18 protein-coding genes are annotated in these 22,883 nt (G+C 68.0%); 6 read left to right on the forward strand and 12 right to left on the reverse strand.

The window, feature by feature from the left end; genetic code table 11:
• Window positions 1-150: 150 nt before the first annotated feature.
• On the reverse strand, window positions 151-2,001 hold the full coding sequence (gene ilvD / locus E0H75_RS17400; protein ID WP_131514574.1) for a dihydroxy-acid dehydratase: 1,851 nt from the start codon (window positions 1,999-2,001) through the stop codon (window positions 151-153).
• A 133-nt stretch (window positions 2,002-2,134) separates the two neighbouring features.
• Between ilvD and E0H75_RS17405 the strand changes: the two genes are divergently transcribed.
• The 4 genes from E0H75_RS17405 (at window position 2,135) to E0H75_RS17420 (ending at window position 5,955) form a co-directional block, all read left to right on the forward strand.
• The gene (locus E0H75_RS17405) at window positions 2,135-2,968 is read left to right on the forward strand and encodes an AraC family transcriptional regulator (RefSeq protein ID WP_238163081.1); all 834 of its coding nucleotides are present in this window, start codon (window positions 2,135-2,137) and stop codon (window positions 2,966-2,968) included.
• Window positions 2,965-3,396, forward strand: coding sequence for a VOC family protein (locus tag E0H75_RS17410; RefSeq protein ID WP_131514576.1), 432 nt, complete (start codon window positions 2,965-2,967; stop codon window positions 3,394-3,396). The genes E0H75_RS17405 and E0H75_RS17410 overlap by 4 nt, the downstream gene beginning before the upstream one ends.
• A 58-nt stretch (window positions 3,397-3,454) precedes the next feature.
• Window positions 3,455-5,293, forward strand: a complete 1,839-nt coding sequence (recQ, locus tag E0H75_RS17415) for a DNA helicase RecQ (RefSeq protein WP_131514577.1) — start codon at window positions 3,455-3,457, stop codon at window positions 5,291-5,293.
• Between the two features lie 80 nt (window positions 5,294-5,373).
• Window positions 5,374-5,955 (forward strand): dihydrofolate reductase family protein, encoded by a 582-nt coding sequence (locus E0H75_RS17420; RefSeq protein ID WP_131514578.1) that lies wholly within the window; start codon window positions 5,374-5,376, stop codon window positions 5,953-5,955.
• Between the two features lie 36 nt (window positions 5,956-5,991).
• On the opposite strand, the gene E0H75_RS17425 is transcribed toward E0H75_RS17420, so the two are convergent.
• Together E0H75_RS17425 and E0H75_RS17430 are read right to left on the reverse strand one after the other, a co-directional pair.
• Window positions 5,992-7,143, reverse strand: coding sequence for a serine hydrolase domain-containing protein (locus E0H75_RS17425; protein WP_131514579.1), 1,152 nt, complete (start codon window positions 7,141-7,143; stop codon window positions 5,992-5,994).
• 78 nt (window positions 7,144-7,221) lie between these two features.
• On the reverse strand, window positions 7,222-8,364 hold the full coding sequence (locus tag E0H75_RS17430; protein ID WP_131514580.1) for a serine hydrolase domain-containing protein: 1,143 nt from the start codon (window positions 8,362-8,364) through the stop codon (window positions 7,222-7,224).
• 56 nt (window positions 8,365-8,420) lie between these two features.
• Between E0H75_RS17430 and E0H75_RS17435 the strand changes: the two genes are divergently transcribed.
• Entirely contained in the window at window positions 8,421-9,188 is a 768-nt protein-coding gene (locus E0H75_RS17435) for an SDR family NAD(P)-dependent oxidoreductase (protein WP_131514581.1), read from the forward strand.
• Here E0H75_RS17435 and E0H75_RS17440 read toward each other — a convergent pair.
• From E0H75_RS17440 to E0H75_RS17480, 9 genes are all read right to left on the reverse strand, one after another.
• On the reverse strand, window positions 9,179-9,550 hold the full coding sequence (locus E0H75_RS17440) for a VOC family protein (RefSeq protein WP_131514582.1): 372 nt from the start codon (window positions 9,548-9,550) through the stop codon (window positions 9,179-9,181). The genes E0H75_RS17435 and E0H75_RS17440 overlap by 10 nt on opposite strands.
• Window positions 9,551-9,583: 33 nt before the next feature.
• The gene (locus tag E0H75_RS17445; protein WP_131514583.1) at window positions 9,584-9,778 is read right to left on the reverse strand and encodes an MmyB family transcriptional regulator; all 195 of its coding nucleotides are present in this window, start codon (window positions 9,776-9,778) and stop codon (window positions 9,584-9,586) included.
• 275 nt (window positions 9,779-10,053) lie between these two features.
• Window positions 10,054-11,868 (reverse strand): DUF3352 domain-containing protein, encoded by a 1,815-nt coding sequence (locus E0H75_RS17450; RefSeq protein ID WP_131514584.1) that lies wholly within the window; start codon window positions 11,866-11,868, stop codon window positions 10,054-10,056.
• Window positions 11,869-11,946: 78 nt separating this feature from the next.
• On the reverse strand, window positions 11,947-12,567 hold the full coding sequence (locus E0H75_RS17455) for a hypothetical protein (RefSeq protein WP_238163082.1): 621 nt from the start codon (window positions 12,565-12,567) through the stop codon (window positions 11,947-11,949).
• Window positions 12,568-12,613: 46 nt separating this feature from the next.
• Complete coding sequence (gene dnaE, locus E0H75_RS17460) at window positions 12,614-16,162, reverse strand: DNA polymerase III subunit alpha (RefSeq protein WP_131514586.1); 3,549 nt, start codon at window positions 16,160-16,162, stop codon at window positions 12,614-12,616.
• Window positions 16,163-16,292: 130 nt separating this feature from the next.
• Window positions 16,293-16,898 carry a Type 1 glutamine amidotransferase-like domain-containing protein gene (locus tag E0H75_RS17465; RefSeq protein ID WP_131514587.1) on the reverse strand — a complete coding sequence of 202 codons (606 nt, stop codon included), beginning with the start codon at window positions 16,896-16,898 and terminating at the stop codon, window positions 16,293-16,295.
• The gene (locus E0H75_RS17470) at window positions 16,895-17,803 is read right to left on the reverse strand and encodes an RluA family pseudouridine synthase (protein WP_131514779.1); all 909 of its coding nucleotides are present in this window, start codon (window positions 17,801-17,803) and stop codon (window positions 16,895-16,897) included. Before E0H75_RS17470 ends, E0H75_RS17465 begins: the two co-directional genes overlap by 4 nt.
• Window positions 17,804-17,820: 17 nt before the next feature.
• The gene (gene lspA / locus E0H75_RS17475) at window positions 17,821-18,453 is read right to left on the reverse strand and encodes a signal peptidase II (RefSeq protein ID WP_131514588.1); all 633 of its coding nucleotides are present in this window, start codon (window positions 18,451-18,453) and stop codon (window positions 17,821-17,823) included.
• A complete protein-coding gene (locus E0H75_RS17480) occupies window positions 18,426-19,106 on the reverse strand; it encodes a TraR/DksA family transcriptional regulator (RefSeq protein ID WP_131514589.1) in 681 nt (226 codons plus the stop codon). The genes lspA and E0H75_RS17480 overlap by 28 nt, the downstream gene beginning before the upstream one ends.
• Before the next feature lie 623 nt (window positions 19,107-19,729).
• Between E0H75_RS17480 and ileS the strand changes: the two genes are divergently transcribed.
• A complete protein-coding gene (ileS, locus tag E0H75_RS17485; RefSeq protein WP_131514590.1) occupies window positions 19,730-22,882 on the forward strand; it encodes an isoleucine--tRNA ligase in 3,153 nt (1,050 codons plus the stop codon).
• Window position 22,883: the final 1 nt, after the last annotated feature.

The following is a 22,883-nucleotide window of genomic DNA, read 5'->3' on the forward strand; positions in this document are numbered from 1 at the left end:
GATCTCCACTTCCGTTGTGGGTTCTCCCTCGGTATTTCGAACGAACAACCCACAAGTCGCGCGGAGATCCGCTGAAATGCCGACGGGTTGGCGCCGCCACCCCAACCGAACACCCAGCCGGCGGATTCGGGGTGGTGGACTGGCTTTGGGTCAGCCGAGCTTGCTCACGTCGCGTACCGCGCCCTTGTCGGCGCTGGTCGCCATGGCGGCGTACGCACGGAGCGCCTGCGAGACCTTGCGCTCACGATTCTTCGGCGCATAGACGCCGCCGAGGGCATCGCGGCGTACGGTCAGCTCGGCCTCGTCGACCAGCAGTTCGATCGAGCGGTTCGGGATGTCGATGCGGATCTGGTCGCCGTCCTGGACCAGAGCGATCGTGCCACCGGACGCGGCCTCCGGAGAGGCGTGGCCGATCGACAGGCCCGACGTGCCCCCGGAGAAGCGGCCGTCGGTGACGAGCGCGCAGACCTTGCCCAGGCCGCGGCCCTTCAGGAACGAGGTCGGGTACAGCATCTCCTGCATCCCGGGGCCGCCCTTCGGACCCTCGTACCGGATCACCACGACGTCACCCGGCTGGACCTGCTTGGCCAGGATCTTCTCGACCGCTTCCTCCTGCGACTCGCACACCACCGCAGGACCCTGGAACGTCCAGATCGACTCGTCCACCCCGGCCGTCTTCACGACGCAACCATCGACGGCCAGGTTGCCCTTCAGTACGGCGAGGCCGCCGTCCTTCGAGTACGCGTGCTCGAAGTCGCGGATGCATCCGCCGGCCGCGTCGGTGTCGAGCGTCTCCCACCGCTCCGACTGCGAGAACGCGGTTGCCGACCGCTTGCAGCCGGGCGCCGCGTGCCACAGCTCGACAGCCTCCGGCGACGGCGAACCGCCGCGCAGGTCCCACGTCTTCAGCCACTCGTCGATCGAGTCGCTGTGCACGGTGTGGATGTTCTCGTTCAGCAGTCCGGCCCGGTGCAGCTCACCGAGGATCGCCGGGATACCACCGGCCCGGTGCACGTCCTCCATGTAGTACGTCCCGCCAGGCGCCACGTTCGGCGCGACCTTGGCCAGGCACGGCACCCGGCGCGAGACCGCGTTGATGTCGTCCAGGTCGAAGCCGACCTCGGCCTCCTGCGCGGCCGCGAGCAGGTGCAGGATCGTGTTGGTCGACCCGCCCATCGCGATGTCCAGCGCCATCGCGTTCCCGAACGCCTCGCGGGACGCGATGTTGCGCGGCAGCACGGTCGCGTCGTCGTTGTCGTAGTACCGCTTGGTGATCTGTACGACGGTCTCGCCGGCCTTCTCGTACAGGGCCTTCCGCGCGGTGTGGGTCGCGAGCACCGAACCGTTGCCGGGCAGCGACAGGCCGATCGCCTCGGTCAGGCAGTTCATCGAGTTCGCGGTGAACATGCCGGAACAGGAGCCACAGGTCGGGCAGGCGTTCTCCTCGATCCGCAGGATGTCGGCGTCGGAGACGTTCTCGTTCACCGCCTCGGACATCGCGTCGATCAGGTCCAGCTTGCGCACGGTGCCGTCGACCAGGGTGGCCCGGCCGGCCTCCATCGGGCCGCCGGAGACGAACACGGTCGGGATGTTCAGCCGCAGCGCGGCGTTCAGCATGCCCGGGGTGATCTTGTCGCAGTTCGAGATGCAGACCAGCGCGTCGGCGCAGTGCGCCTCGACCATGTACTCGACCGAGTCGGCGATCAGGTCCCGCGACGGCAGGCTGTAGAGCATTCCGCCGTGGCCCATCGCGATCCCGTCGTCGACGGCGATCGTGTTGAACTCGCGCGCGATCCCGCCGGCCGCGTGGATCGCCTCGGACACGATGCGGCCGACCGGCGCCAGGTGGGTGTGGCCGGGCACGAACTCGGTGAAGCTGTTCGCCACCGCGATGATCGGTTTGCCGAAGTCCTCCCGGGCGACCCCGGACGCCTGCATGAGGGCGCGGGCGCCGGCCATGTTGCGGCCGTGGGTGACGGTACGGGACCTCAAGGCTGGCACGACGGCACTCTCCTCGCTCGCGGGACGACTGATCCGATGGTGCCACGTGCGTCCGGATGGCGGTACGCGGGTCCCGGATACTGGCGCGGATGATTCTGTCCGAGGCCGGATCTAGCCTGTGACCATGGGTGGGATGGAGCATCACACGCGCGCGGTGCACCCAGCCTTGCGCCCGTACGTCGGTGACGTCAGCGGGTACGCGTACCACGGCGATCCGCCCGACCTGCACCGCGGCCTGCCGTCGCGGTACCTGACGCTCGTCATCACGCTGGACGATCCGCTCGGCGTCGCCTGGCCGGACTGTCCGGTGGAGAAATACGACGCACTGGTCGGCGGACTGCACTCGACCGCGGTCCACATCGGCGCGACACCCAGCCGGGCGGGCGTCCAGCTGTCGCTGACACCGGCCGCGGCGCGCGTCCTGCTCGGCCTGCCACCCGGTGAGCTCGCGTCGACCGTCGTCGGCCTCGATGAGGTGCTCGGCCGGCCGGCCCGGATGCTGACGGAGCAGCTGCGGGAGGCCCCGGGTTGGGACGAGCGCATGGACCTACTCGAAACGCTGTTCCTTCGGCGGATGGCGGACACGCCTGCACATGAGGTGCGTCCGGAGGTGAGTTGGGCCTGGCGACGACTACGTGACGCCGGCGGGGCGATCGGCGTACAGGAACTGGCCGCCGAGGTGGGGTGGAGCCGGCGGCATCTGACCGATCGCTTCACCGCCGAGTTCGGGCTGGCGCCGAAGGTGGCGGCGCGCGTGCTGCGGTTCGAGCGGGCGGTCGGGCGATTGCGACGGCAGCCGACGATCCGGCTCGCCGACCTGGCCGCGGAGTTCGGGTACGCCGATCAGGCGCATCTGACCCGCGAGTGGCAGGCGATCGCGGGCTGCTCGCCGCGGCAGTGGCTGACCGAGGAGCTCCCAAATCTTCAAGACTTCGTCCCGGCCTGGGCCGAAGAGTTGGAGGTATGAACACGACGACTGAACAGCAGAAGAACGTGATCGGCGTCTGGCCCGGCCTGCACTACAAGGACGGACAGGCCGCACTGAAGTTCCTCACCGAGGGCCTCGGTTTCGTCCTGGTCGCGTCGTACCCCGGAGCGGCCGAGGGTTCGGTTTTGCATGCCGAGCTGTCCTGGCCGACCGGTGGCGGCATCATGGTGGGCTCGAGCGATGCCAAGTCCGAACCAGACGAGTTCACCGCGCTGGCCGACGTACCCCAGTCGGTCTATCTCGTCCACGAGGACCCCGACAGCCTGATCGGCCGCGCGATCGCCGCCGGCGCGGCCGTGGTCCGCGGGCTGTCCGACTCGGACTACGGATCCCGTGGCTTCACCGTGCGCGATCCCGAGGGCAACATCTGGAGCGTCGGCACCTACGCCGGCGAGATCCCCAAGTAATCCACAGGTTCATGCTGCACGCCCAGCATCGGCGCGGCGATCTCACTAGACTCGCGGGGTGACCGAGACATCCGGGCTGCCCGTTTCCGAAGCTGTCGAAGTGCTGAGCCGAGTCTTCGGGTACGACGCCTTCCGCGGTCAGCAGGCCGAGATCATCGACACGGTCGTGGCCGGTGGTGACGCCTTGGTGCTGATGCCGACCGGTGGCGGCAAGTCGCTGTGCTACCAGATCCCGGCGCTGGTCAGATCCGGCGTGGGTGTGGTGATCTCGCCACTGATCGCGCTGATGCAGGACCAGGTCGACGCGCTGACCGCGCTCGGGGTCCGGGCCGGGTTCCTCAACTCGACCCAGGACTTCGAGCAGCGGCGTGAGGTCGAGCAGGCATTCCTGGCCGGCGAATTGGACCTGCTGTACCTCGCACCCGAGCGGCTGCGGGTGGAGTCGACCGTCCGGCTGCTCGACCAGGGCAAGATCGCACTGTTCGCGATCGACGAAGCGCACTGTGTGTCCCAGTGGGGCCACGACTTCCGGCCCGACTACCTGATGCTGTCGGAGTTGCACGAGCGCTGGCCCGACGTACCGCGGATCGCCTTGACCGCGACCGCAACGGAGGCGACGCACCAGGAGATCGCGACCCGGTTGAAGCTGACCGACGCGAAGCATTTCGTCGCGAGCTTCGACCGGCCGAACATCCAGTACCGGATCGTGCCGAAGGACAGCCCGCAGCGGCAGTTGCTCGACCTGCTCCGGACCGAGCACGCCGGTGACGCGGGCATCGTCTACTGCCTGTCCCGCAACAGCGTCGAGAAGACGGCGGCCTTCCTGACCCAGAACGGGATCGAGGCCGTGCCGTACCACGCCGGCCTGGACAGCCGGACCCGCGCCGCCAACCAGGCCAGGTTCCTGCGCGAGGACGGCCTCGTAGTGGTCGCGACGATCGCGTTCGGGATGGGCATCGACAAGCCGGACGTCCGCTTCGTCGCGCACCTCGATCTGCCGAAGTCGGTCGAGGGCTACTACCAGGAGACCGGACGCGCCGGCCGCGACGGGCTGCCGTCGACCGCGTGGCTCGCCTACGGACTGCAGGACGTCGTACAGCAGCGGAAGATGATCGACACATCCGAGGGCGACCTCGCGCATCGGCGCCGGCTCAGTTCGCATCTCGACGCGATGCTGGCGTTGTGCGAGACCGTGCAGTGCCGCCGGTCGCAACTGCTCGCGTACTTCGGACAGCACGGCGACACGTGCGGGAACTGCGACACCTGCCTGACCCCGCCGGAGTCGTGGGACGGGACGATCGCGGCGCAGAAGCTGCTGTCGACCGTGTACCGGCTGCAGCACGAGCGCGGCCAGAAGTTCGGCGCCGGCCAGTTGATCGACATCCTGCTCGGCAAGGAGACCGAGAAGGTCAAGCAGTTCCGGCACGACCAGCTGAGCGTGTTCGGGATCGGGACCGAGCTGAAGGACACCGAGTGGCGCGGCGTGATCCGGCAACTGCTGGCGCTGCGGCTGCTCGCGGTCGAGGGCGACTACGGGACGCTCGTCCTCACCGACGAGAGCGGTGAGGTGCTCGGCCGGCGGCGCGAGGTGATGATGCGCCGCGAGCCGGAGCGGGTGCGGTCGAGGTCCTCGTCCGGATCGAAGAAGAAGGCCGCCGCGGCGGACCTCTCCCCCGAGGCGGCTCCCGTGTTCGAGCGGCTACGGACCTGGCGTGCCGCCGTGGCCAAGGAGCAAGGCGTTCCGGCGTACGTCATCTTCCACGACGCGACGCTCCGCCAGATCGCCACCGACCTTCCCGGCAGCCTGGCCGCGCTCGGCACCATCAGCGGTATCGGCGAGAACAAACTCGCCAAGTACGGCGAGGGCGTCCTGGAGGCGTTGTCCGCTGCGGACTGATGTCGAGTCCGGCCGGGTTCCTTCGACGCGAGGGTATGAGCGCGGGTCGGCCGCGCTCTCCGGAGTGAAGGAGCAGGATCATGTCTTCATCGGTGTTGTTGATGGCGATGTCCCTCGACGGGTACATCGCGGGACCGAACGACCGTCCGGGCAACCCGGGCGGCGACGGCTTCATGCGGTTGCACAAGTGGTACGAGCGGCCGGACGGCGAGTTCGGTCGGCCGGAGGGTCCGGCCGGCGATGTCTGGGACGAGCTGAACGCGACCGGCGCGGTGCTGGTCGGCCGGCGAACCGCCGAGCAGGTCGACTACTACGGCGGGGAACACCACGACGGCGTACCGATCTTCGTGCTCAGCCGCCAACCGGCGCCGGCGATCGAGCAGAAGTACCCGCAGGTGAAGATCGTCTCCGACATCGAGACCGCGATGGCGCAGGCCAAAGCCGCGGCCGGGGACAAGGACGTCCTGGTCCACGGTGCGGTCACCGCCCAGAAGGCGCTCGAGGCCGGCGTCCTCGACGAACTCCAGATCGACCAGGTCCCGGTCCTGTTCGGCGAAGGGCTCCGGCTCTTCGACGTCCTGCCGAACCGCGTCGAGCTGGACGTCGTCCGCGTGATCGACACCCCAGCAGCCACCCACATCCGCTACCGAGTCCACCGCTGAGGCGAGCGCCGCCTGGGCAAGTCCTCCAGTCCGCGCTCAGCCGAGCAAGGGCTGGAGGGCCGTGGTCAGCCCGGTGATCGCGCTGTCGAGGTGCCTGCCGCCGTCGGCGACCAGCAGGGCGACCGAGACCTTCTTCGCCGGGACCACGACGAGCAGGCTGGTGTGGTCGGGCATGTCCCCGAAATGGCCGTACGCCGTGCCGAGGCCGAACTGCAGCGTGAACAGCATCGTCCCCAACCCGTAGGGCGCGTTGCCCTTCGTGGTCATCTGGCTGACCAGGTCAGGCGGCAGCACGCGTCCGCCGTACAACTGGTATCCCCAGCGCGCGACCGTCGGTGCGTCGGCGGCGAGTCCGCCTGACGCAGCCACCGCACTCGCCCACGCGCGGCACGGAAGGTAACCGTCCGGTTCGCCGCAGGAGTCGTTGTGGTCCACAGCCGCAGGGGGCTGCGGCTTCTCCCCGTCCTGGAAGGCGGCGTGCTTCAGCCCAGCCGGTGCGGCCAGATCACGACGGAGTACACCGGCGAGCGGCTGGCCGGTCACCTTCTCGACCAGCAGCCCCAGCAGCTGATAGCTGGGGTTGCTGTAACCGGAGTCGCCGCCCGGCGCCCCGACCGTAGCGGTGTGGTACGACAGCGGCTGATCGAGCGTCCAATGCTTACCTGGTGCCGCTGCGACCGCCTGGTCCACCGCGCGGTAGTCCCCGTCCAGGTAATCCGGCACGCCGGACGTCATCGACAGATGCTGCCGGACGGTCGCGCCGTTCGCCGTCAACTTGTGCTGCACGTACGTCGAGATCGGCTTGTCCAGTTCGACCTTCCCGGCCTTGGCGAGCAGCATCACCTCCGCCGCGACGAACGTCTTCGTGATGCTGGCGACCGCCATGCTCGTGTCCGGGCGCAACGCTGTTCCGGCGCTGTCCTTGCCGGCCGCTCCTGACCACGTCCAACGATCGGTGACGACCGCCGCGGTCGCACCCCGTGAACCTGCCGGGCTGTCCGGAAACGCGACGATCTTCGCCAGTACGGCCTGCAGGGCCTGGGCTTTCCCCGGGTCAAGCGCGGTCGTTCCCGGATCCGGGAACGCCGGCACCGTGACAGGGACGACCGGCGCTGCTGCCGGCTCCCCTCCCCCACCAGAGCACCCCACCAGCGCGATCACCAGGAGGGCGGCCGCGCTCCACCTCATCCTCCGATCATGCCACCGAAACCGTCCGGCGTCATTGCCCGATCCGGCCTCGCCACCGGGTCCGTAGCCCGGGTCCGATCAGCCGAGCAGGGGCTGGAGGGTGGTGATGAGTTGGGTCATCGCGGTGTCGACCTGTTTGTTGCCGTCAGCAAAGAGTAGGGCGACGGAGAGCCTCTTCTCCGGGATCACGACCAGGAGGCTGGTGTGGTCGGCCAGCTCACCGCGGTGACCGAACGCCGTACCGATGCCGAACTGCCCGGTGAACCGCATCGTGCCCAGCCCGTACTCCCCCTCGCCCTTGGTCATCTCGCTCACCAGGTCGGCCGGAAGCACGCGGCCGCCGTACAGCTCGTATCCCCAGCGCGCGATCGTCGGCGCGTCCGCGGCCAGCCCTCCGTTCGCCGCCGACAAGCTGGCGATCGAGCGGCACGGGAGGTAGCCGTCGTTCGCCGGGCCACACCCGGGATTGGCGTCGACCACGGCCGGCGGCTGCGGCTTCTCGCCGTCCTGGAAGGCAGCGTGTTGCAGCCCCGCCGGCGTCGCCAGGTCCCGGCGGAGCACGGTCGCGAGCGGCTGCCCGGTCACCTTCTCGATCAGCAGGCCGAGCAGTACGTAGCTGGGATTGCTGTAGTTGTAAGTGCTGCCCGGTGCTCCGACCGGCGCGGTGTCGTAGGACAAGGCCTGCTCAGGTGTCCAGTGCTTACCCGGCGCGGCCGAGATTGCCTTGTCCATCCGCGTGTAGTCGTCGGGCCGGTAGTTCGGTACGCCGGACGTCATCGAGAGATGCTGCCGGACGGTCGCGTTGTTCGCGGTCAGCTTGTGCTTCACGTACGTCGAGATCGGCGCATCCAGGTCGACCTTCTTCGCTTTCGCCAAGAGCATCACTTCTGCCGCGACGAACGTCTTCGTGATGCTCGCGACCGCCATACTCGTGTCCGCGGTCAGCGCCGTACCCCTGGCGTCCTTCCCCGCCGCCCCGGACCAGGTCCACCGATCGGTGACCACCGAGGCCGTGACACCCCGCGAGCCCGACTCGACGTCCGGCGTCGCGACGATCTTCGCGAGCACGTCCTGCAAGGCCATCGCCTTGGCTGGATCGAGCGGCGTCGTCGCGGGATCAACGAAGATGGCCGCTGTGGCAGGCGCGCTCGCCCGCGGGCTCCCGCCCGAACAACCGACCAACGTCAGCACCACCAGCGCCGCCACCCCCGACTTCAACATCCTTCGATAGTGGCACCGAAGGAGTTCAGCGCTGCGGAACTGGCAGAGTGGGGGCCGTGGCACGGATTCTGATCACTGGTACTGCGGACGGGCTCGGTCGGCTGGCCGCGGCCGAGCTCATTGATCAAGGGCACAGCGTCGTACTGCATGGGCGCAACGACGTCCGTGCTGCCGATGCGATGGCCGCGCTGCCTGGGGCCGAAGCTGCGTTGATCGGTGATCTTGCGAGTATCGCGGAGACGCGCGACCTGGCTCGGCAGGCGAATGAGTCGGGGCGGTTCGATGTGGTGATCCACAACGCTGCGGTCGGTTATCAGGAACCGCGGATCGAGACCGTCGACGGGCTGGAACACGTGTTCGCCGTCAACGCGTTGGCGCCGTACCTGCTGACGGCTCTGATCGATCGGCCGGGCCGGCTGATCTACCTGAGCTCGGGCATGCACGAGAGCGGGGACGTCGTACTCGATGATCTGCAGTGGGTACGGCGGCGGTGGCGGGGAGCGCAGGCGTACTCGGACTCGAAGCTGCACGACGTGATCCTCGCGTTCGCGGTCGCCCGGCTGTGGCCCGACGTACTGTCGAACTCCTTGGATCCGGGCTGGGTCCCGACCAAGATGGGCGGCCGCGGTGCACCCGGCGACCTGGGCCAGGCGCACCTGACCCAGGTCTGGCTCGCCACCGCGGCGAGCACGCCGAGTGGCGGGTACTACTACCACCTCCGGCCGCATCGGACGCATCCGGCTGCGTCCGATCCGGAGGTGCAAGCGGCCTTCCTGGACGCCTGCGCCGCGCTCACCGGCGTGACGTTGCCGGATCATTCCTGAGAGACGTACAGCCGGTTCCCGTCCTGGTCGCGGAGGCTGAACATCGGCGGGATGCCCGGCCACTTCAGCAGTTCGTCGGTCTCGACGCCTTCGGCGCGGAAGTGCTCGTGCGCCGCCTCGGCGTCCGGGCTGGACAGGCGGATGCCGGTGTCGACGCCGGCCGGGCTGTCGTCCCTGGCCGGGGTGAGCGCGATGCTGGCCGCGGCGCCCGGTGGCGCGACCACGATCCAGCGACCGCCGAACTGCGGCAGCGGAGCATCCATCAACAGCTCGAATCCCAGCGTCTCGGTGTAGAACGCGACCGCACGATCCTGGTCGGTGACCGGTACGCCGACGGTCCGAATGCCGGTGAGGTGGTTCATCTCGGTTCTCCTTTGGGTGAAAGGTGCTTTCACTCAGGAGGTAGAGACCGATCCGGAGATTTCGACATCGTCCGGCAGCGGATTCTCCAGGCCGTACACGACGAGGTACTGGTCCGGGGCGTCGAGAACGGCGAGGACCTCGTACGGCAGGGTGAGGCGGCCGAGGGTGGGATGGGTCAGGCGCTTGTGGCCGGTGACGTGACCCTGGGATGGAAGACTCCAGCCCAAGCCCTCAACGAGGCACTACGTGCAACAACCGATTGAAACCGCCCGCGCCGGCGTGGTCGACCCGCGCCCAAAGTCGCGATTTTCCCCGAGGCGGGCCTCTCACCGGCCCGCTGCACGGAAACTTTTCGCCGCCTGACGGCAACTTGTTTCCGCGAAGCCCACCACCCGATTCCCGGCCGAGTGCGGCTAGCTGCTCCGCCCGGCTGGACCGGCTGCGGGCAGAGCAAGCCCCGGGCGGCGATCGCGATGCCGGCCGGGGCTTGTCTGGTGTTGAACTACTTCGCGACTACCCGGAGGGTGAAGTCCGCTTGGCCGTCGCCGGTTGAGCGGGCGACGAAGCCGCCGGACTTCAGGGCGGCCAGGTCCTTGTCGGAGCTGAAGCGTTCGCTCAGCGAACCCGCGGCCTCGAAGTCGATGTAGCCGATCGACACCGCGCCCTTCGTGTCGGGCAGGGCCTGCTTGAAGTTGTCGGTCTGGCCCAGCGTGCCGCCTTTCAGCACCTGGTCCGCGTAGTCCTTGTCTGTCGCCAGCACGAGCGTGTCGTCGTCCTTGGCCGACTCGACCGGGATGTTCGCCCGGGACTTGTCCCGCAGCAGCGTGGTCAGCTTCTCCACCACCGGCTCGGCCTTGGCCGGGTCGGTCTCGAGCCGGGCCGCGATCTTCGGGCCGTTCGAGGTGTCCTTGTCGATCGCGAGGGCCAGGTTCTTGCCCAGGACAACCTTCAGGTCGTCGGGGAGCTTCAGGCCGGTCTCCTCCGCGAAGCCCTGGGTGAGCTGCTCGAGGTTGCCGTTGGCCGCCTTCTCCATCTGCTTCCACATCGTGTCGATCAGGCTCTCGCCACCCGACACCGCGAGCGCACCGGCGGTGCTGTCCGGCAACTGGCTGATCACGTCAGCGGCGTCGGCCGAGTTGACCTTGATGCTCTGGTCGCCCGACGCGATGCCCTTCAGCTCGACGTACTGCGAGTCGAACCGCAGCGCCGCCGCCATGCTCGCGTCGCCCAGGCCGGCCAACTGCTCGGACTGGACCCGGCCGGACAGCGAGGCGATGCCCTTCATGTCCGCCCACGCCGACACGAAGCCGCGCTCGCCGAGCTTGTCCATGTCCGCGGTGAACTTGGCGTTCTTCTCCAGCGGGTTGTCCTTGGCGGTGGCGACCGCCGCGTCGACGATCGCCTGGCTGTCGGCGAGCAGCACGTAGCCGTTGCTGAACGCACGGCCCGGCTTCTCGTCCTCGTTGGCCAGCAACTTGTCCAGGCCCTTGTTCGCGTCGCTCTCGCTCTTCACCTGAACGGCGAGCACCACGGTCGGGTCCTTCTTGCCGTCGGTGGCGGGCAGTGCGGCCACGCCGGCACGCTCGCCGAGCCACGGCTTGATGTCCTTCTCGTAGTTCACATCGGCCAGGTCGTCACCGGCGTACTTCTTGATCTGCTCGAACAGCTTCTGCCGCAGGTCGTCCTTGTCACCGGTCAGGCCGAGCTTCTCCTTGACCGACGGGAACTTCATCAGGAACCGGATCGCGGCGACCTTCTGGCCGGCCGACGGGTTCAGGTCCACCCGGGCGTACGCGACCGCGGTGCCGGGCAGCACGGCCTCCGGCTGCTTGCCGCCGTTCAGCTTGCCGTAGGCAAAGATTCCGCCGCCGGCGACGACCAGCACCATGGCCAGCGCGGCGATCAGCGGGATCACCTTGCCGCGGCGCTTCTTCGGCTCCTGCTGCCACTCTCCCGGACCGAACCCCGGTCCCTGCGGCGGCTGCCCGCCGATGTTCAGCTGCTCGTACGCCGGACCGCCAGGCTGCTGCCCGTACGGCGCCTGACCCGGCTGACCCTGCGACGGCGCCTGGCCGTACTGCGGTCCACCCTGGGGCGGGCCCTGGGTCCACGGAGGCTGCTGGTTGCCGGGAGCACCCATCGGGCGCTGTCCCTGCGGAGCACCGTGCTGAGCGGGGCCGCCGTACTGGCCTTGGCCCTGCGGCGGACCGGCGTACGGACGCTGTCCCTGCGGGGGTCCGCCGTACGGGTTCTGGGGGTGCTGCGGACCGCCGGCGCCTGGGTACGGCGGGTTGGGCGGGATGTTCTGGTCGGACATATGCTCCCTCGCGTGGTCCGGTGGCCTCACCCACCGGCTAGGTCGTCCGGCGCTCCCGCGCGGCACGACCTGGACACACTAGTGCACCGGTGGCGGGGTGTTTGACGCACCAGGTTGCGAAGTGGTTGCAACCGGCTCGCTGCGCCAGGTGGTGGCGGCGATGACCGCTGCGGCAAGGGCGGCACCGACCAGCCAGGCCGCGGCCGGAGTCCAGGTATGCAGCTCCAGCGGGGCGGACACGAGGTCTCCCGGCTTGGCCGCCTCCAGCCGCTGCTGGAGCGGCTCATGGCCGAGCAGCATGCCGACGCCCCACGCGATTCCCGAACCCATGCAGGCGCCGAGTACGACGATCGCGACCGACCACGGGCCGTAGTTGCGCAGCCACCAGAAGAGTGCGGCACCCAGCACCAGCGCGGTCACGAACCCGATCGAGGTGAACGTGCCGTCCGGCCCGAAGATCCGGGTCATCTGCTCCTCGCCGAGAGCACCGCCGCGCTCGTCGACCGTGTACTGCGCCAGCGGGGAGAACTGCTGCCAGGCCCACCCGGCCACCACACCGGCGACCAGGAACACAACCACGGTCACCAGGATCGCCTTCGCCCACGGCATCGCCGGCTCCGAGGCCTGCGGCGTACCGAACGGCACCCCCGAGGGCGGTGCGACGTACGGCGAGGGCTGAGCGGACTCCTGTTGACTCACCTCGACAGTGTGCCGCACAGCGGAAGAAGACTCGTTCACAGGTCCCTCAGCTGGCCAGGCAGGACGGGCCGAGGAGCGCCTTGAGATCCGCCATCAGCGACGATGTCGGCGTCACCCGGAACCGGTCGCCGATCCGCATCACCGTGGTCTTCTGCCGGGCCTGCAGGCGCAACTGCACCTCGGTCATCCCGGGATGCGACTGCAGCACGTCCCGCAGTTGCTCGACCAGTGGCGGAGTACACCGGTTGACCGGCATCGTGATCACCACCGGACCGCTCGGGCCCTCGGTCAGGTCCGGCACGATCACCTCGGAGCCGCTCAGCTCGAGCCGGTCCTCACGACGCCGGACCCGGCCCTTCATCAAGATGATCGCGTCGTTACTGAGCAGATGTGCGTGCAACTGGTACGCCGAGGAGAACATCATCACCTCGATCGAACCTTCGAGGTCCTCGATGGTGACGATCGCGTAGATGTCGCCGCGCTTGTTCACCTTCCGCTGCACCGCGGTGACCAGGCCGCCGATGGTGACCTGGGAGCCGTCCGGCCGGTCCTCGTCGGCGAGCAGCTGACCGATGGTGCAGTCAGTGCCGTTGGTGAGCACGTGCTCGACGCCGAACAGCGGGTGGTCGGAGACGTACAGCCCCAGCATGTCGCGCTCGTGCGCGAGCTTGGTCGCCTTGTCCCACTCCTCGATCTCCGGGACGGTGACGGTGAGCCGGCTGTTCCCCTCGCCCTCGTCCGCCTCGTCGTCGCCCATCGAAAACAGGTCGAACTGACCGTGCGCCTCGTTCCGCTTCAGGTCGATCGCTTCGTCGACGGCCTGCTCGTGCACCGCGACGATCGCGCGCCGGGCGTGGTTCATCGAGTCGAACGAACCGGCCTTGCCCAGCGACTCGATCACCCGCTTGTTGCAGACCGGCAGCGGCACCTTGTCGATGAAGTCGACGAAGTCGGTGAACCGGCCCTTCTCCTCGCGGGACGCGACGATCTCGGCCACCACGTTCACGCCGACGTTGCGGATCGCGGACAGACCGAAGCGGATGTCGGTGCCGACCGGGGTGAAGTTCGAGTCCGACTCGTTCACGTCCGGCGGCAGCACCTTGATGCCCATCCGGCGGCACTCGTTGAGGTAGATGGCCATCTTGTCCTTGTCGTCCTTGACGGACGTGAGGACCGCGGCCATGTACTCCGCCGGGTAGTTCGCCTTCAGGTACGCCGTCCAGTACGAGACCAGCCCGTACGCCGCGGAGTGCGCCTTGTTGAAGGCGTAGTCGGAGAACGGGACCAGGACGTCCCAGAGCGCCTTGATCGACTGGGCCGAGAAGCCGTTCGACTTCATGCCCTCCTCGAAGCCGACGTACTCGGCGTCGAGGACCTCCTTCTTCTTCTTGCCCATCGCCTTGCGGAGCAGGTCCGCTTTGCCCAGGCTGTAACCGGCCAGCTCCTGGGCGATCTTCAGCACCTGCTCCTGGTAGACGATCAGCCCGTACGTCGGTCCGAGGATCGGCTCCAGCGCCTGCTCCAGCTCCGGGTGCAGGTACGAGACCTCCTGCTGCCCGTTCTTGCGGAGGGCGTAGTTGGTGTGGGAGTTCGCACCCATCGGGCCGGGCCGGTAGAGCGCGCCGACGGCCGAGATGTCCTCGAAGCCGTCCGGCTTCATCAGCCGCAGCAGCGCCCGCATCGGGCCGCCGTCGAACTGGAACACGCCGAGCGTGTCACCGCGGCCGAGCAGCTCGAAGGTCGGGCCGTCGTTGAGGCTCTTGGCCAGCTCGTCCAGGTCGAGCGTGATGCCGCGGCTGGCCTCGACGTTCTTGACCGCGTCGTCCATGATCGTCAGGTTGCGCAGGCCGAGGAAGTCCATCTTGACCAGGCCGAGCGTCTCGCAGCTCGGGTAGTCGAACTGGGTGATGACCTGGCCGTCCTGCTCGCGGCGCATGATCGGGATCAGGTCGATCAGCGGCTCACTGGACATGATCACGCCGGCCGCGTGCACACCCCACTGGCGCTTCAGGTTCTCCAGCCCGCGCGCGGTGTCGACGATCTTGCGCACGTCCTGGTCCGACTCGTACAGCTGCCGGAACTCGCCGGCCTCGGAATACCGCTTGTGCTGCGGGTCGAAGATGCCGGACAGCGGGATGTCCTTGCCCATCACGGTCGGCGGCATCGCCTTGGTGATCCGGTCGCCCATCGCGAACGGGTAGTCCAGCACCCGGCCGGCGTCCTTGATCGCCTGCTTGGCCTTGATCGTGCCGTAGGTGACGATCATCGCGACCCGGTCGTCGCCGTACTTCTCGGTGACGTAGCGGATCACCTCGGGGCGGCGGCGGTCGTCGAAGTCGACGTCGAAGTCGGGCATCGACATCCGCTCCGGGTTCAGGAAGCGCTCGAAGATCAGGCCGTGCTGGAGCGGGTCCAGGTCGGTGATCTTCATCGCGTACGCGCACATCGAACCGGCACCGGAACCACGGCCCGGGCCGACCCGGATGCCGTTCTTCTTGGCCCAGTTGATGAAGTCGGCGACGACGAGGAAGTAGCCGGCGTATCCCTTCCCGACGATCACCTCGATCTCGTACTCGGCCTGCTTGCGGACCGCGTCCGGGATGCCGTCGGGGTAGCGGAAGTGCAGGCCGGTCTCGACCTCGGAGACGAACCAGGACTCCTCGTTGTGTCCGTCCGGGCAGGGGAAGCGCGGCATGAACCGGCCCTCGCCCTCGGTGAAGCTGACGTCGCACTGCTCGGCGATCAGCAGCGTGTTGTCACACGCCTCCGGCAGTTCCTTCCACACCTCGCGCATCTCGGCCGCGGTCTTGACGTAGAACTCGTTCGCGTCGAACTTGAACCGGTTCGGGTCGGACAGCGTCGAGCCCGACTGCACGCACAGCAGCGCGGCGTGCGCGGTCGAGTCCTCGGGCTTGGTGTAGTGCAGGTCGTTGGTCGCGACCAGCGGCAGGCCGAGCTCCCGGGCCAGCTTGAGCAGGTCCTTCTGGATGTCCCGCTCGATGCCGAGGCCATGGTCCATCAGCTCGCAGTAGAAGTTCTCCTTGCCGAAGATGTCGCGGAACTCCGCGGCGGCCTCGACGGCCTCCTTGTACTGCCCGAGGCGGAGCCGGGTCTGCACCTCACCGGACGGGCAGCCGGTGGTCGCTATCAGGCCCTGGCCGTAGGTGTTCAGCAGTTCGCGGTCCATCCGGGGCTTGAAGTAGTAGCCCTCGAGACTGGCCAGCGAGCTCATCCTGAACAGGTTGTGCATGCCGGAGGTGTTCTTCGCCAGCAACGTCATGTGGGTGTACGCACCACTACCGGAGACGTCGTCGCGACCCGAGTTCGCGTCGCCCCACTTGACCCGCTTCCGCTCACTGCGATGCGTGTGCGGGGTCAGGTACGCCTCGACGCCGATGATCGGCTTGACGTCGTACTTCTTCGCGGTCTTCCAGAACTCGTAGGCCCCGAACACGTAGCCGTGATCGGTGGTCGCGATCGCCGGCTGGCCCATGTCATGGGCGGTTTTGAACAACTCGTCGATCCGCGCGGCGCCGTCCAGCATGGAGTACTCGGTGTGCACGTGTAGATGCACGAAACTGTCGCTGGACGCCATGTCTTCGCAGACCTCCCAGGGCGTGAGTGAGCGGGACTGGAACAGCCTATGCGGGCCTGCCGACAGTTCTTCACCGGCTCACCGATCCGCGCGGGCACCGCCCGCTATCCGGTCGTGGATCAGACCAGGATCACACCAGTTCGCGGTGGTTGCCGTCCACGACCAGGGCCTGGCCGTCGCGCATCGGGAGGTAGGCGACGCCGGTCCGGTCGTACAGTTCGGCGACCTTCTCCAGGAACTCCATCTCCGGGTGACCGGGCGAGTTCAGGTGCGGGACGATCGCGTGGTCGAGGACGCCCAGACCGTCCCAGATCACCTCGCCGTCGACCGCATCGACGTCGTCGCACAGTTCGAGCCCGCGCAAGCTGGGTGCGAGGACGCACGGTCCCGCGCTGTACCCGGCGTACACGAGCTGCTCGGAGCGGATCAGGTCGGGCAGGATCCGGTCGGCGCCGGAGCGTGCCATCGCCTCGCGGAGGACGAAGACGTTCCCACCGCGGACCCAGACTCCGTCGTACGTCGAGAAGTCGGCGGACTCGCGGAGATCGAGCTCCTCGGGACGCAGACCCAGCTCGGTCAGCCAGGCGATCTCGGCTGCGACCTTCTCCTTGCGTTCGCCAGGCTCCTCGAAGTCGATCGAGTCGCAGATGACGGCCACCCGGCCGCTCGGCGGCAGGAGAGCGACCAGGCGCTCGGGATGATCGCCCAGGCGGAACGAAGACAGATACAGCCTCACTGCGAGTCCGCGAGCAGGTCCAGCGCGTGGTCGAGGTCGTCCGGGTACTCCGAGGTGAACTCGACGTACTCGCCGGTGCCGGGATGGTTGAAGCCGAGGCGCATCGCGTGCAGCCACTGCCGGGTGAGCTGGAGCCGCTCGGCGAGCACCGGGTCGGCGCCGTACGTCAGGTCGCCGCAGCACGGATGGCCGATCGCGGACATGTGTACGCGGATCTGGTGGGTGCGGCCGGTCTCGAGGGTGATCTCGAGCAGGGTCGCGTACCGGAACGCCTCGAGCGTCTCGTAGTGGGTGACGCTCGGTTTGCCGCCCGCGACGACGCCGAACTTGTAGTCGTGGTGCGGGTGCCGGTCGATCGGTGCGTCCACTGTCCCGGTGAACGGATCCGGATGGCCCTGGACCAGTGCGTGGTAGATCTTCTTGACCGTGCGCTCCTTGAAGGCGCGCTTCAGCACTGTGTACGCGTACTCCGTCTTGGCGACGACCATCAGGCCGGAGGTGCCGACGTCGAGCCGGTGGACGATGCCCTTGCGCTCGGCGGCGCCGCTGGTGGAGATGGTGAAACCGGCTCCGGCCAGGTGACCGATCACGGTCGGGCCGGTCCAGCCAGGTGACGGGTGCGCGGCCACTCCGACCGGTTTGTCGACCACGATGATCTCGTCGTCGTCGTACACGATCCGCAGGTTGTCCACAGTCTCGGGCACGACAGTCACTTCGCCGGGCGGAGGCGGTAGCTCGACATCCAGCAGTACGCCGGCCGCCACCCGGGACGATTTCGGCGCCGGGGCACCGTCGACCTGGACCAGGCCGGACTCGATCAGCTCGGCGGCCTTGGTCCGGGACACGCCGAACAGGCGGGACAGAGCCGCGTCCAGGCGCTCGCCGGCCAGCCCGTCCGGCACCATCACGGTCCGGGAGTCACTCACTTCCGCTGGTCTTTCGTACCGTCCAGGCGGACGCCGCGCAGGGTCTGGAGGACCAGCAGGCAGGCGGCCGTGGTGACCGCCATGTCGGCGACGTTGAAGATCGCCCAGTGCGGGGTCTGCAGGAAGTCGATCACGTGTCCGTGGAACGGCGACGGCTCCCGGAAGACCCGATCCATGATGTTGCCGACCGCACCGCCGAACAGCAGCCCGAAAGCGATCGCCCAGCCCACCGACCCCAGCCGCCGGGACAGGTAGACGACCCCGGCCGCGACGGTGATCTGGATGACGCTGATGTACGGCGTATACCCGGCGCCGAGACTGAACGCGGCGCCGGAGTTCCGGATCAGGTTGAACTTCAGCAGGCTCCCGATCACGTTCACCGGCTCACCCGGCGTCAGATGCTGCAGCGCCAGCGCCTTGGTCAACTGATCCAGCCCGAGGATGACCAGCCCGACAGCGGCGAAGATGAGGGTCCACTTCCAGGACTTCTTCGGCGGCGGCGTGGCAGGGTCCGGAGACGACGGAGAACCGGCCGACTCGTGGTCGGCCGGTTCCGGCGTCGGTTCAGCGTCGTCCCCCGCCTGACGGGACGAGGTCTGGTTCAGCGGCGTTCTTCGCGTTCTTTGCATGACACGCACAGTGTCGCACGCGGGAACGCCTGCAACCGACCCTTGCCGATCGGGTTGCCACAGCTCTCACAGACGCCGTAGGTGCCGTTCTCGATCCGGGCCAGGGCCCGCTCGATCTGGTCCAGCATGTCCCGGGCGTTGTTGGCCAGCGACATCTCGTGGTCGCGCTCCAGCGTGGTGGAGCCGACATCGGCCTGGTCGTTACCCGCTCCGTCACCGCCGTCGCGGAGCAGTCCAACGATCTCCTGCTCGGCGTCGCGGATCTCCTCCCGCAGGTGCACCACGTCGGCTTCCAGCTCGCCGCGCAACTCGGCCAGCTCGGCCGTCGTCCACGGGGTCTCCCCGGATTTCACCGCGAGGGTCTCAGCCTTGCGTGCTGCGGACTTCGCCGGCGCCGTTGCCGGGGCCCTGTTCTCGTTCGTCTTCATGGCCACCCTCTTCGTCGGAGCTTTCTTGGCAGGGGTCTTCGCAGCTGTCTTCTTCGCCGCGGCGGTGGATTTCTTCGCCGCGGAAGTCTTCTTGGCCGGTGAGGTCTTCGCCGGCGCCTTCTTGCGGGCCGTGGTCTTGGCCTGCTCGGTCGTCTTCTTCGCGGCGCTCTTCTTGGCCGCGGCGGTGCGTTGGGGGGCGGTCTTCTTGGGAGCCGATGTAGCCATGGTCAGCTACCCCCTGCCTTCGTCGGAGACTGAAGCGGACTGGTCGCAAGACAGTAGGCCACGCGTTCACCACGTGCCAGTCCGACGCGCAGACCGTGGACATACGGTAGTCGGTTCTTCAAGGCCACTCGATGTTCCGCGCGTCACAGTCGCACTTGCGACTGCCTCACCACCCGAGTCTGTTTCGTTCCGAACGAGCATCAGTTCGGACCCAACTGGAATTCAGCCGGACATCTGTTCGATACCCCGGCCGGATGTCGCTCTCCTCCCCCTTTGACGTCCTGCCACGGACCGGTCGTGATCCGGGAAGCACCCGGTCCGGCCCGCAGGAGAATTCTCATCCCTGAATTCTCACCTGACCACTGATTAACGATTCGTAGTTGCCTGGTACTACGCCGTACACTGACAACCGCGATCCGCAAAGGCAGTGATGGGGCCATCACCCCGGAGCCGCCGGAAGAACGGTCCGCAAGGACCTATTAGAACCGGCCGCGGCGCGGGAAGGAAGTGGGTAGCTCCACCAGGAGTTACCAAGGAGGGTGGTACCGCGCGGTATCCGGCGACCAAAGCCTGGTACTTCGTCCCTCGTCAGCAGGTCACTGGCGACGAAGGACGACGGAAAGATGGCGGCAGACACCCCGGGGACCCCATGGCGGCAGGTCCCGGCGCAAGTTGACTTCCCCGCGCTCGAGCGCGAGGTGCTCTCCCGGTGGGAGGAGCACGACCTCTTCGCCAAGAGCCTCGAGCAATCCGCCGGCGGACAACCGTGGACGTTCTTCGAGGGCCCGCCGACGGCGAACGGCATGCCCGGCACGCACCACATCGAGGCCCGCGTCTTCAAGGACGTGTTCCCGCGCTACCGGACCATGAACGGCTTCTGGGTCGAGCGCAAGGCCGGCTGGGACTGCCACGGCCTCCCGGTCGAGGTCGCGGTGGAGAAGGAACTCGGTTTCACCGGCAAGAACGACATCGAGGCGTACGGCATCGCCGCGTTCAACGCCAAGTGCCGCGAGTCGGTCCTGCGGCACGTCGAAGCGTTCGAGGACATGACCCGGCGGATGGGCTACTGGGTGGACCTGGAGCACCCGTACTGGACCATGGACGCGCCGTACGTGCAGTCGGTCTGGTGGTCGCTGAAGCAGATCCACGACAAGGGCCTGCTGGTCGAGGACTACCGCATCACGCCGTACTGCCCGCGCTGTGGCACCGGTCTGTCCGACCACGAGTTGGCGCAGGGCTACGAGACGGTCGTCGACCCCTCGGTCTACGTCCGCTTCCCGCTGACCTCCGGACCGCTGGCCGGTCAGGCGTCGCTGCTGGTCTGGACGACGACACCTTGGACGCTCGTTTCAAACACTGCTGTCGCAGTTCATCCCGACGTCGCGTACGTCGTCGCCACCGACGGCACCGAGTCGCTCGTCGTGGCGGAGCCGCTGCTGGACCGGCTCGGTGAGGGCTGGACGGTGACCGGCCGGTACGTCGGTCGTGAGATGGAGCGCTGGACGTACCAGCGACCGTTCGAGCTGGTCGAGTTCCCGGAGCCGGCCCACTACGTCGTACTGGCCGAGTACGTCACCACCGAGGACGGCACCGGTCTGGTGCACCAGGCCCCAGCGTTCGGTGCGGACGACCTCGCGGTCAGCCGCGCATACGACCTGCCGGTCGTGAACCCGGTCGACAGCAACGGCCACTTCGCCGCGGACGTACCGCTGGTCAGCGGGCAGTTCTTCAAGAAGGCCGACGCGACCCTGGTCAAGGACCTCCAGGACCGCGGCCTGCTCTACAAGCACGTGCCGTACGAGCACCCGTATCCGCACTGCTGGCGGTGCCACACCCCGGTCATGTACTACGCCCTCCCGTCCTGGTACATCCGCACCACCCAGGTGAAGGACGCGCTGCTCCGGGAGAACGAGAAGACCAACTGGTACCCGGACTCGGTCAAGTGGGGGCGGTACGGCGACTGGCTGCGCAACAACATCGACTGGGCTGTCTCCCGATCCCGCTACTGGGGTACGCCGCTGCCGATCTGGCGCTGCGCCGACGACCACCAGGTGTGCGTCGGCTCGCTGGCCGAGCTCGGCGACCTGGCCGGACGCGATCTCAGCGAGACCGACCCGCACCGGCCGTACGTCGACGACATCACCTTCGCCTGCCCGACCTGCGGCGCGGAGTCCCGCCGGGTGCCCGAGGTGATCGACGCCTGGTACGACTCGGGCTCGATGCCGTTCGCGCAGTGGGGCTACCCGTGGGTCGAGGGCTCGAAGGAGAAGTTCGAGCAGACCTACCCGGCCGACTTCATCTCCGAGGCGATCGACCAGACCCGCGGCTGGTTCTACACGCTGATGGCGATCGGCACGCTGGTCTTCGACGAGTCGCCGTACCGCGATGTCGTCTGCCTCGGCCACATCCTGGCCGAGGACGGCCGGAAGATGTCCAAGCACCTGGGCAACATCCTCGAACCGATCTCGCTGATGGACGACCACGGCGCGGACGCGGTGCGCTGGTTCATGGCCGCGTCCGGGTCGCCATGGAAGGCGCGCGGCATCGGGCCGAACGTGCTGAACGAGATCGTCCGGAAGGTGCTGCTCACCTATTGGAACACGGTCGCCTTCCACGCCCTGTACGCGCGGCTGGCCGACTGGTCCCCCACGGACGCGCCGCCGGTGGCCGAGCGATCGGTGCTGGACCGCTGGCTGGTCGGCGAGACGCACCGGCTGGTCCGCGACGCGGACGAGGCGTACGCCGGCTACGACACGCAGAAGCTCGGCACGGCGATCGGCGGCTTCGTCGACGTGCTCTCGAACTGGTACGTCCGGCGTTCGCGCCGCCGGTTCTGGGCCGGTGACCGCGGCGCGCTGGCGACGCTGCACGAGACGCTCGAGACGCTGACCCAGGTGATGGCGCCGCTGACGCCGTTCGTCACCGAGTGGGTCTGGCAGGACGTGTTCCGTCCGGTCACGCCCGATCTGCCGGAGTCGGTGCACCTTTCGACGTTCCCGACGTACGACGAGAGCCTTATCGACGATGCACTCGCGCAACATGTGTCGATGGCGCGTCGCGTGGTCGAGCTCGGCCGGTCGGCGCGGGCGGAGGCCAAGGTGCGGACGCGCCAGCCGTTGTCGCGGGCCTTGGTCGGATCGGCCGCGATCGCTGACCTCTCGCCACAGTTGCTGCGGGAGATCGCCGACGAGCTCAACGTGGGTTCGGTCGAACCGCTGTCGTCGGCCGGCGCGGACCTGGTCGAGTTCTCCGCGAAGGGCAACTTCCGCGAGCTCGGCAAGCGGTTCGCCAAGCAGACCCCGGTGGTCGCCGCCGCGATCGCCGCGGCTGACGCCGCCGCCCTGGCCGCCGCCCTGAAGGAGTCGGGTACGGCGACCGTCGTGGTGGACGGCGAGAACGTCGAGGTCGGCGAGTCGGAGGTACTGCTGTCGGAGCGGCCGCGCGAAGGCTGGTCCGTGGTGAACGAGCAGGGCGAAACCGTTGCCCTCGACCTCGAGGTCACGCCGGAGCTCAAGCAGGCCGGTCTGGCCCGTGAGGTGATCCGGACCCTGCAGGAGGCCCGGAAGAACGCCGGCCTCGAGGTCTCGGACCGGGTCAAGGTCTGGCTCACGTCGACGGACACCGAACTGACCGATGCCCTCGGCAAGCACGGTGACGAGATCGCCCGCGAGGTACTGGCGGTCGAACTCGCGCACTCGGCCCCGACGGAGTCGGCGGATGTTGCTACCGGCACCGAAGAGGAACTGCAACTGACCTACTGGCTGGCCAAGGCGTGAG

It is taken from the genome of Kribbella capetownensis (assembly GCF_004331485.1).
Taxonomy (GTDB): Bacteria; Actinomycetota; Actinomycetes; order Propionibacteriales; family Kribbellaceae; genus Kribbella; species Kribbella capetownensis.

Bases quoted from the DNA above. Each gene is read 5' to 3' on its own strand.
- ileS (WP_131514590.1), top strand. From the start codon at position 19,730: ATGGCGGCAGACACCCCGGGGACCCCATGGCGGCAGGTCCCGGCGCAA.
- E0H75_RS17450 (WP_131514584.1), bottom strand. From the start codon at position 11,868: ATGTCCGACCAGAACATCCCGCCCAACCCGCCGTACCCAGGCGCCGGC.
- E0H75_RS17470 (WP_131514779.1), bottom strand. From the start codon at position 17,803: ATGGTGCCGGACGGGCTGGCCGGCGAGCGCCTGGACGCGGCTCTGTCC.
- lspA (WP_131514588.1), bottom strand. From the start codon at position 18,453: ATGCAAAGAACGCGAAGAACGCCGCTGAACCAGACCTCGTCCCGTCAG.
- dnaE (WP_131514586.1), bottom strand. From the start codon at position 16,162: ATGGCGTCCAGCGACAGTTTCGTGCATCTACACGTGCACACCGAGTAC.
- E0H75_RS17430 (WP_131514580.1), bottom strand. From the start codon at position 8,364: ATGTTGAAGTCGGGGGTGGCGGCGCTGGTGGTGCTGACGTTGGTCGGT.
- E0H75_RS17440 (WP_131514582.1), bottom strand. From the start codon at position 9,550: ATGAACCACCTCACCGGCATTCGGACCGTCGGCGTACCGGTCACCGAC.
- E0H75_RS17480 (WP_131514589.1), bottom strand. From the start codon at position 19,106: ATGGCTACATCGGCTCCCAAGAAGACCGCCCCCCAACGCACCGCCGCG.
- E0H75_RS17420 (WP_131514578.1), top strand. From the start codon at position 5,374: ATGTCTTCATCGGTGTTGTTGATGGCGATGTCCCTCGACGGGTACATC.
- E0H75_RS17410 (WP_131514576.1), top strand. From the start codon at position 2,965: ATGAACACGACGACTGAACAGCAGAAGAACGTGATCGGCGTCTGGCCC.
- E0H75_RS17405 (WP_238163081.1), top strand. From the start codon at position 2,135: ATGGAGCATCACACGCGCGCGGTGCACCCAGCCTTGCGCCCGTACGTC.
- E0H75_RS17425 (WP_131514579.1), bottom strand. From the start codon at position 7,143: ATGAGGTGGAGCGCGGCCGCCCTCCTGGTGATCGCGCTGGTGGGGTGC.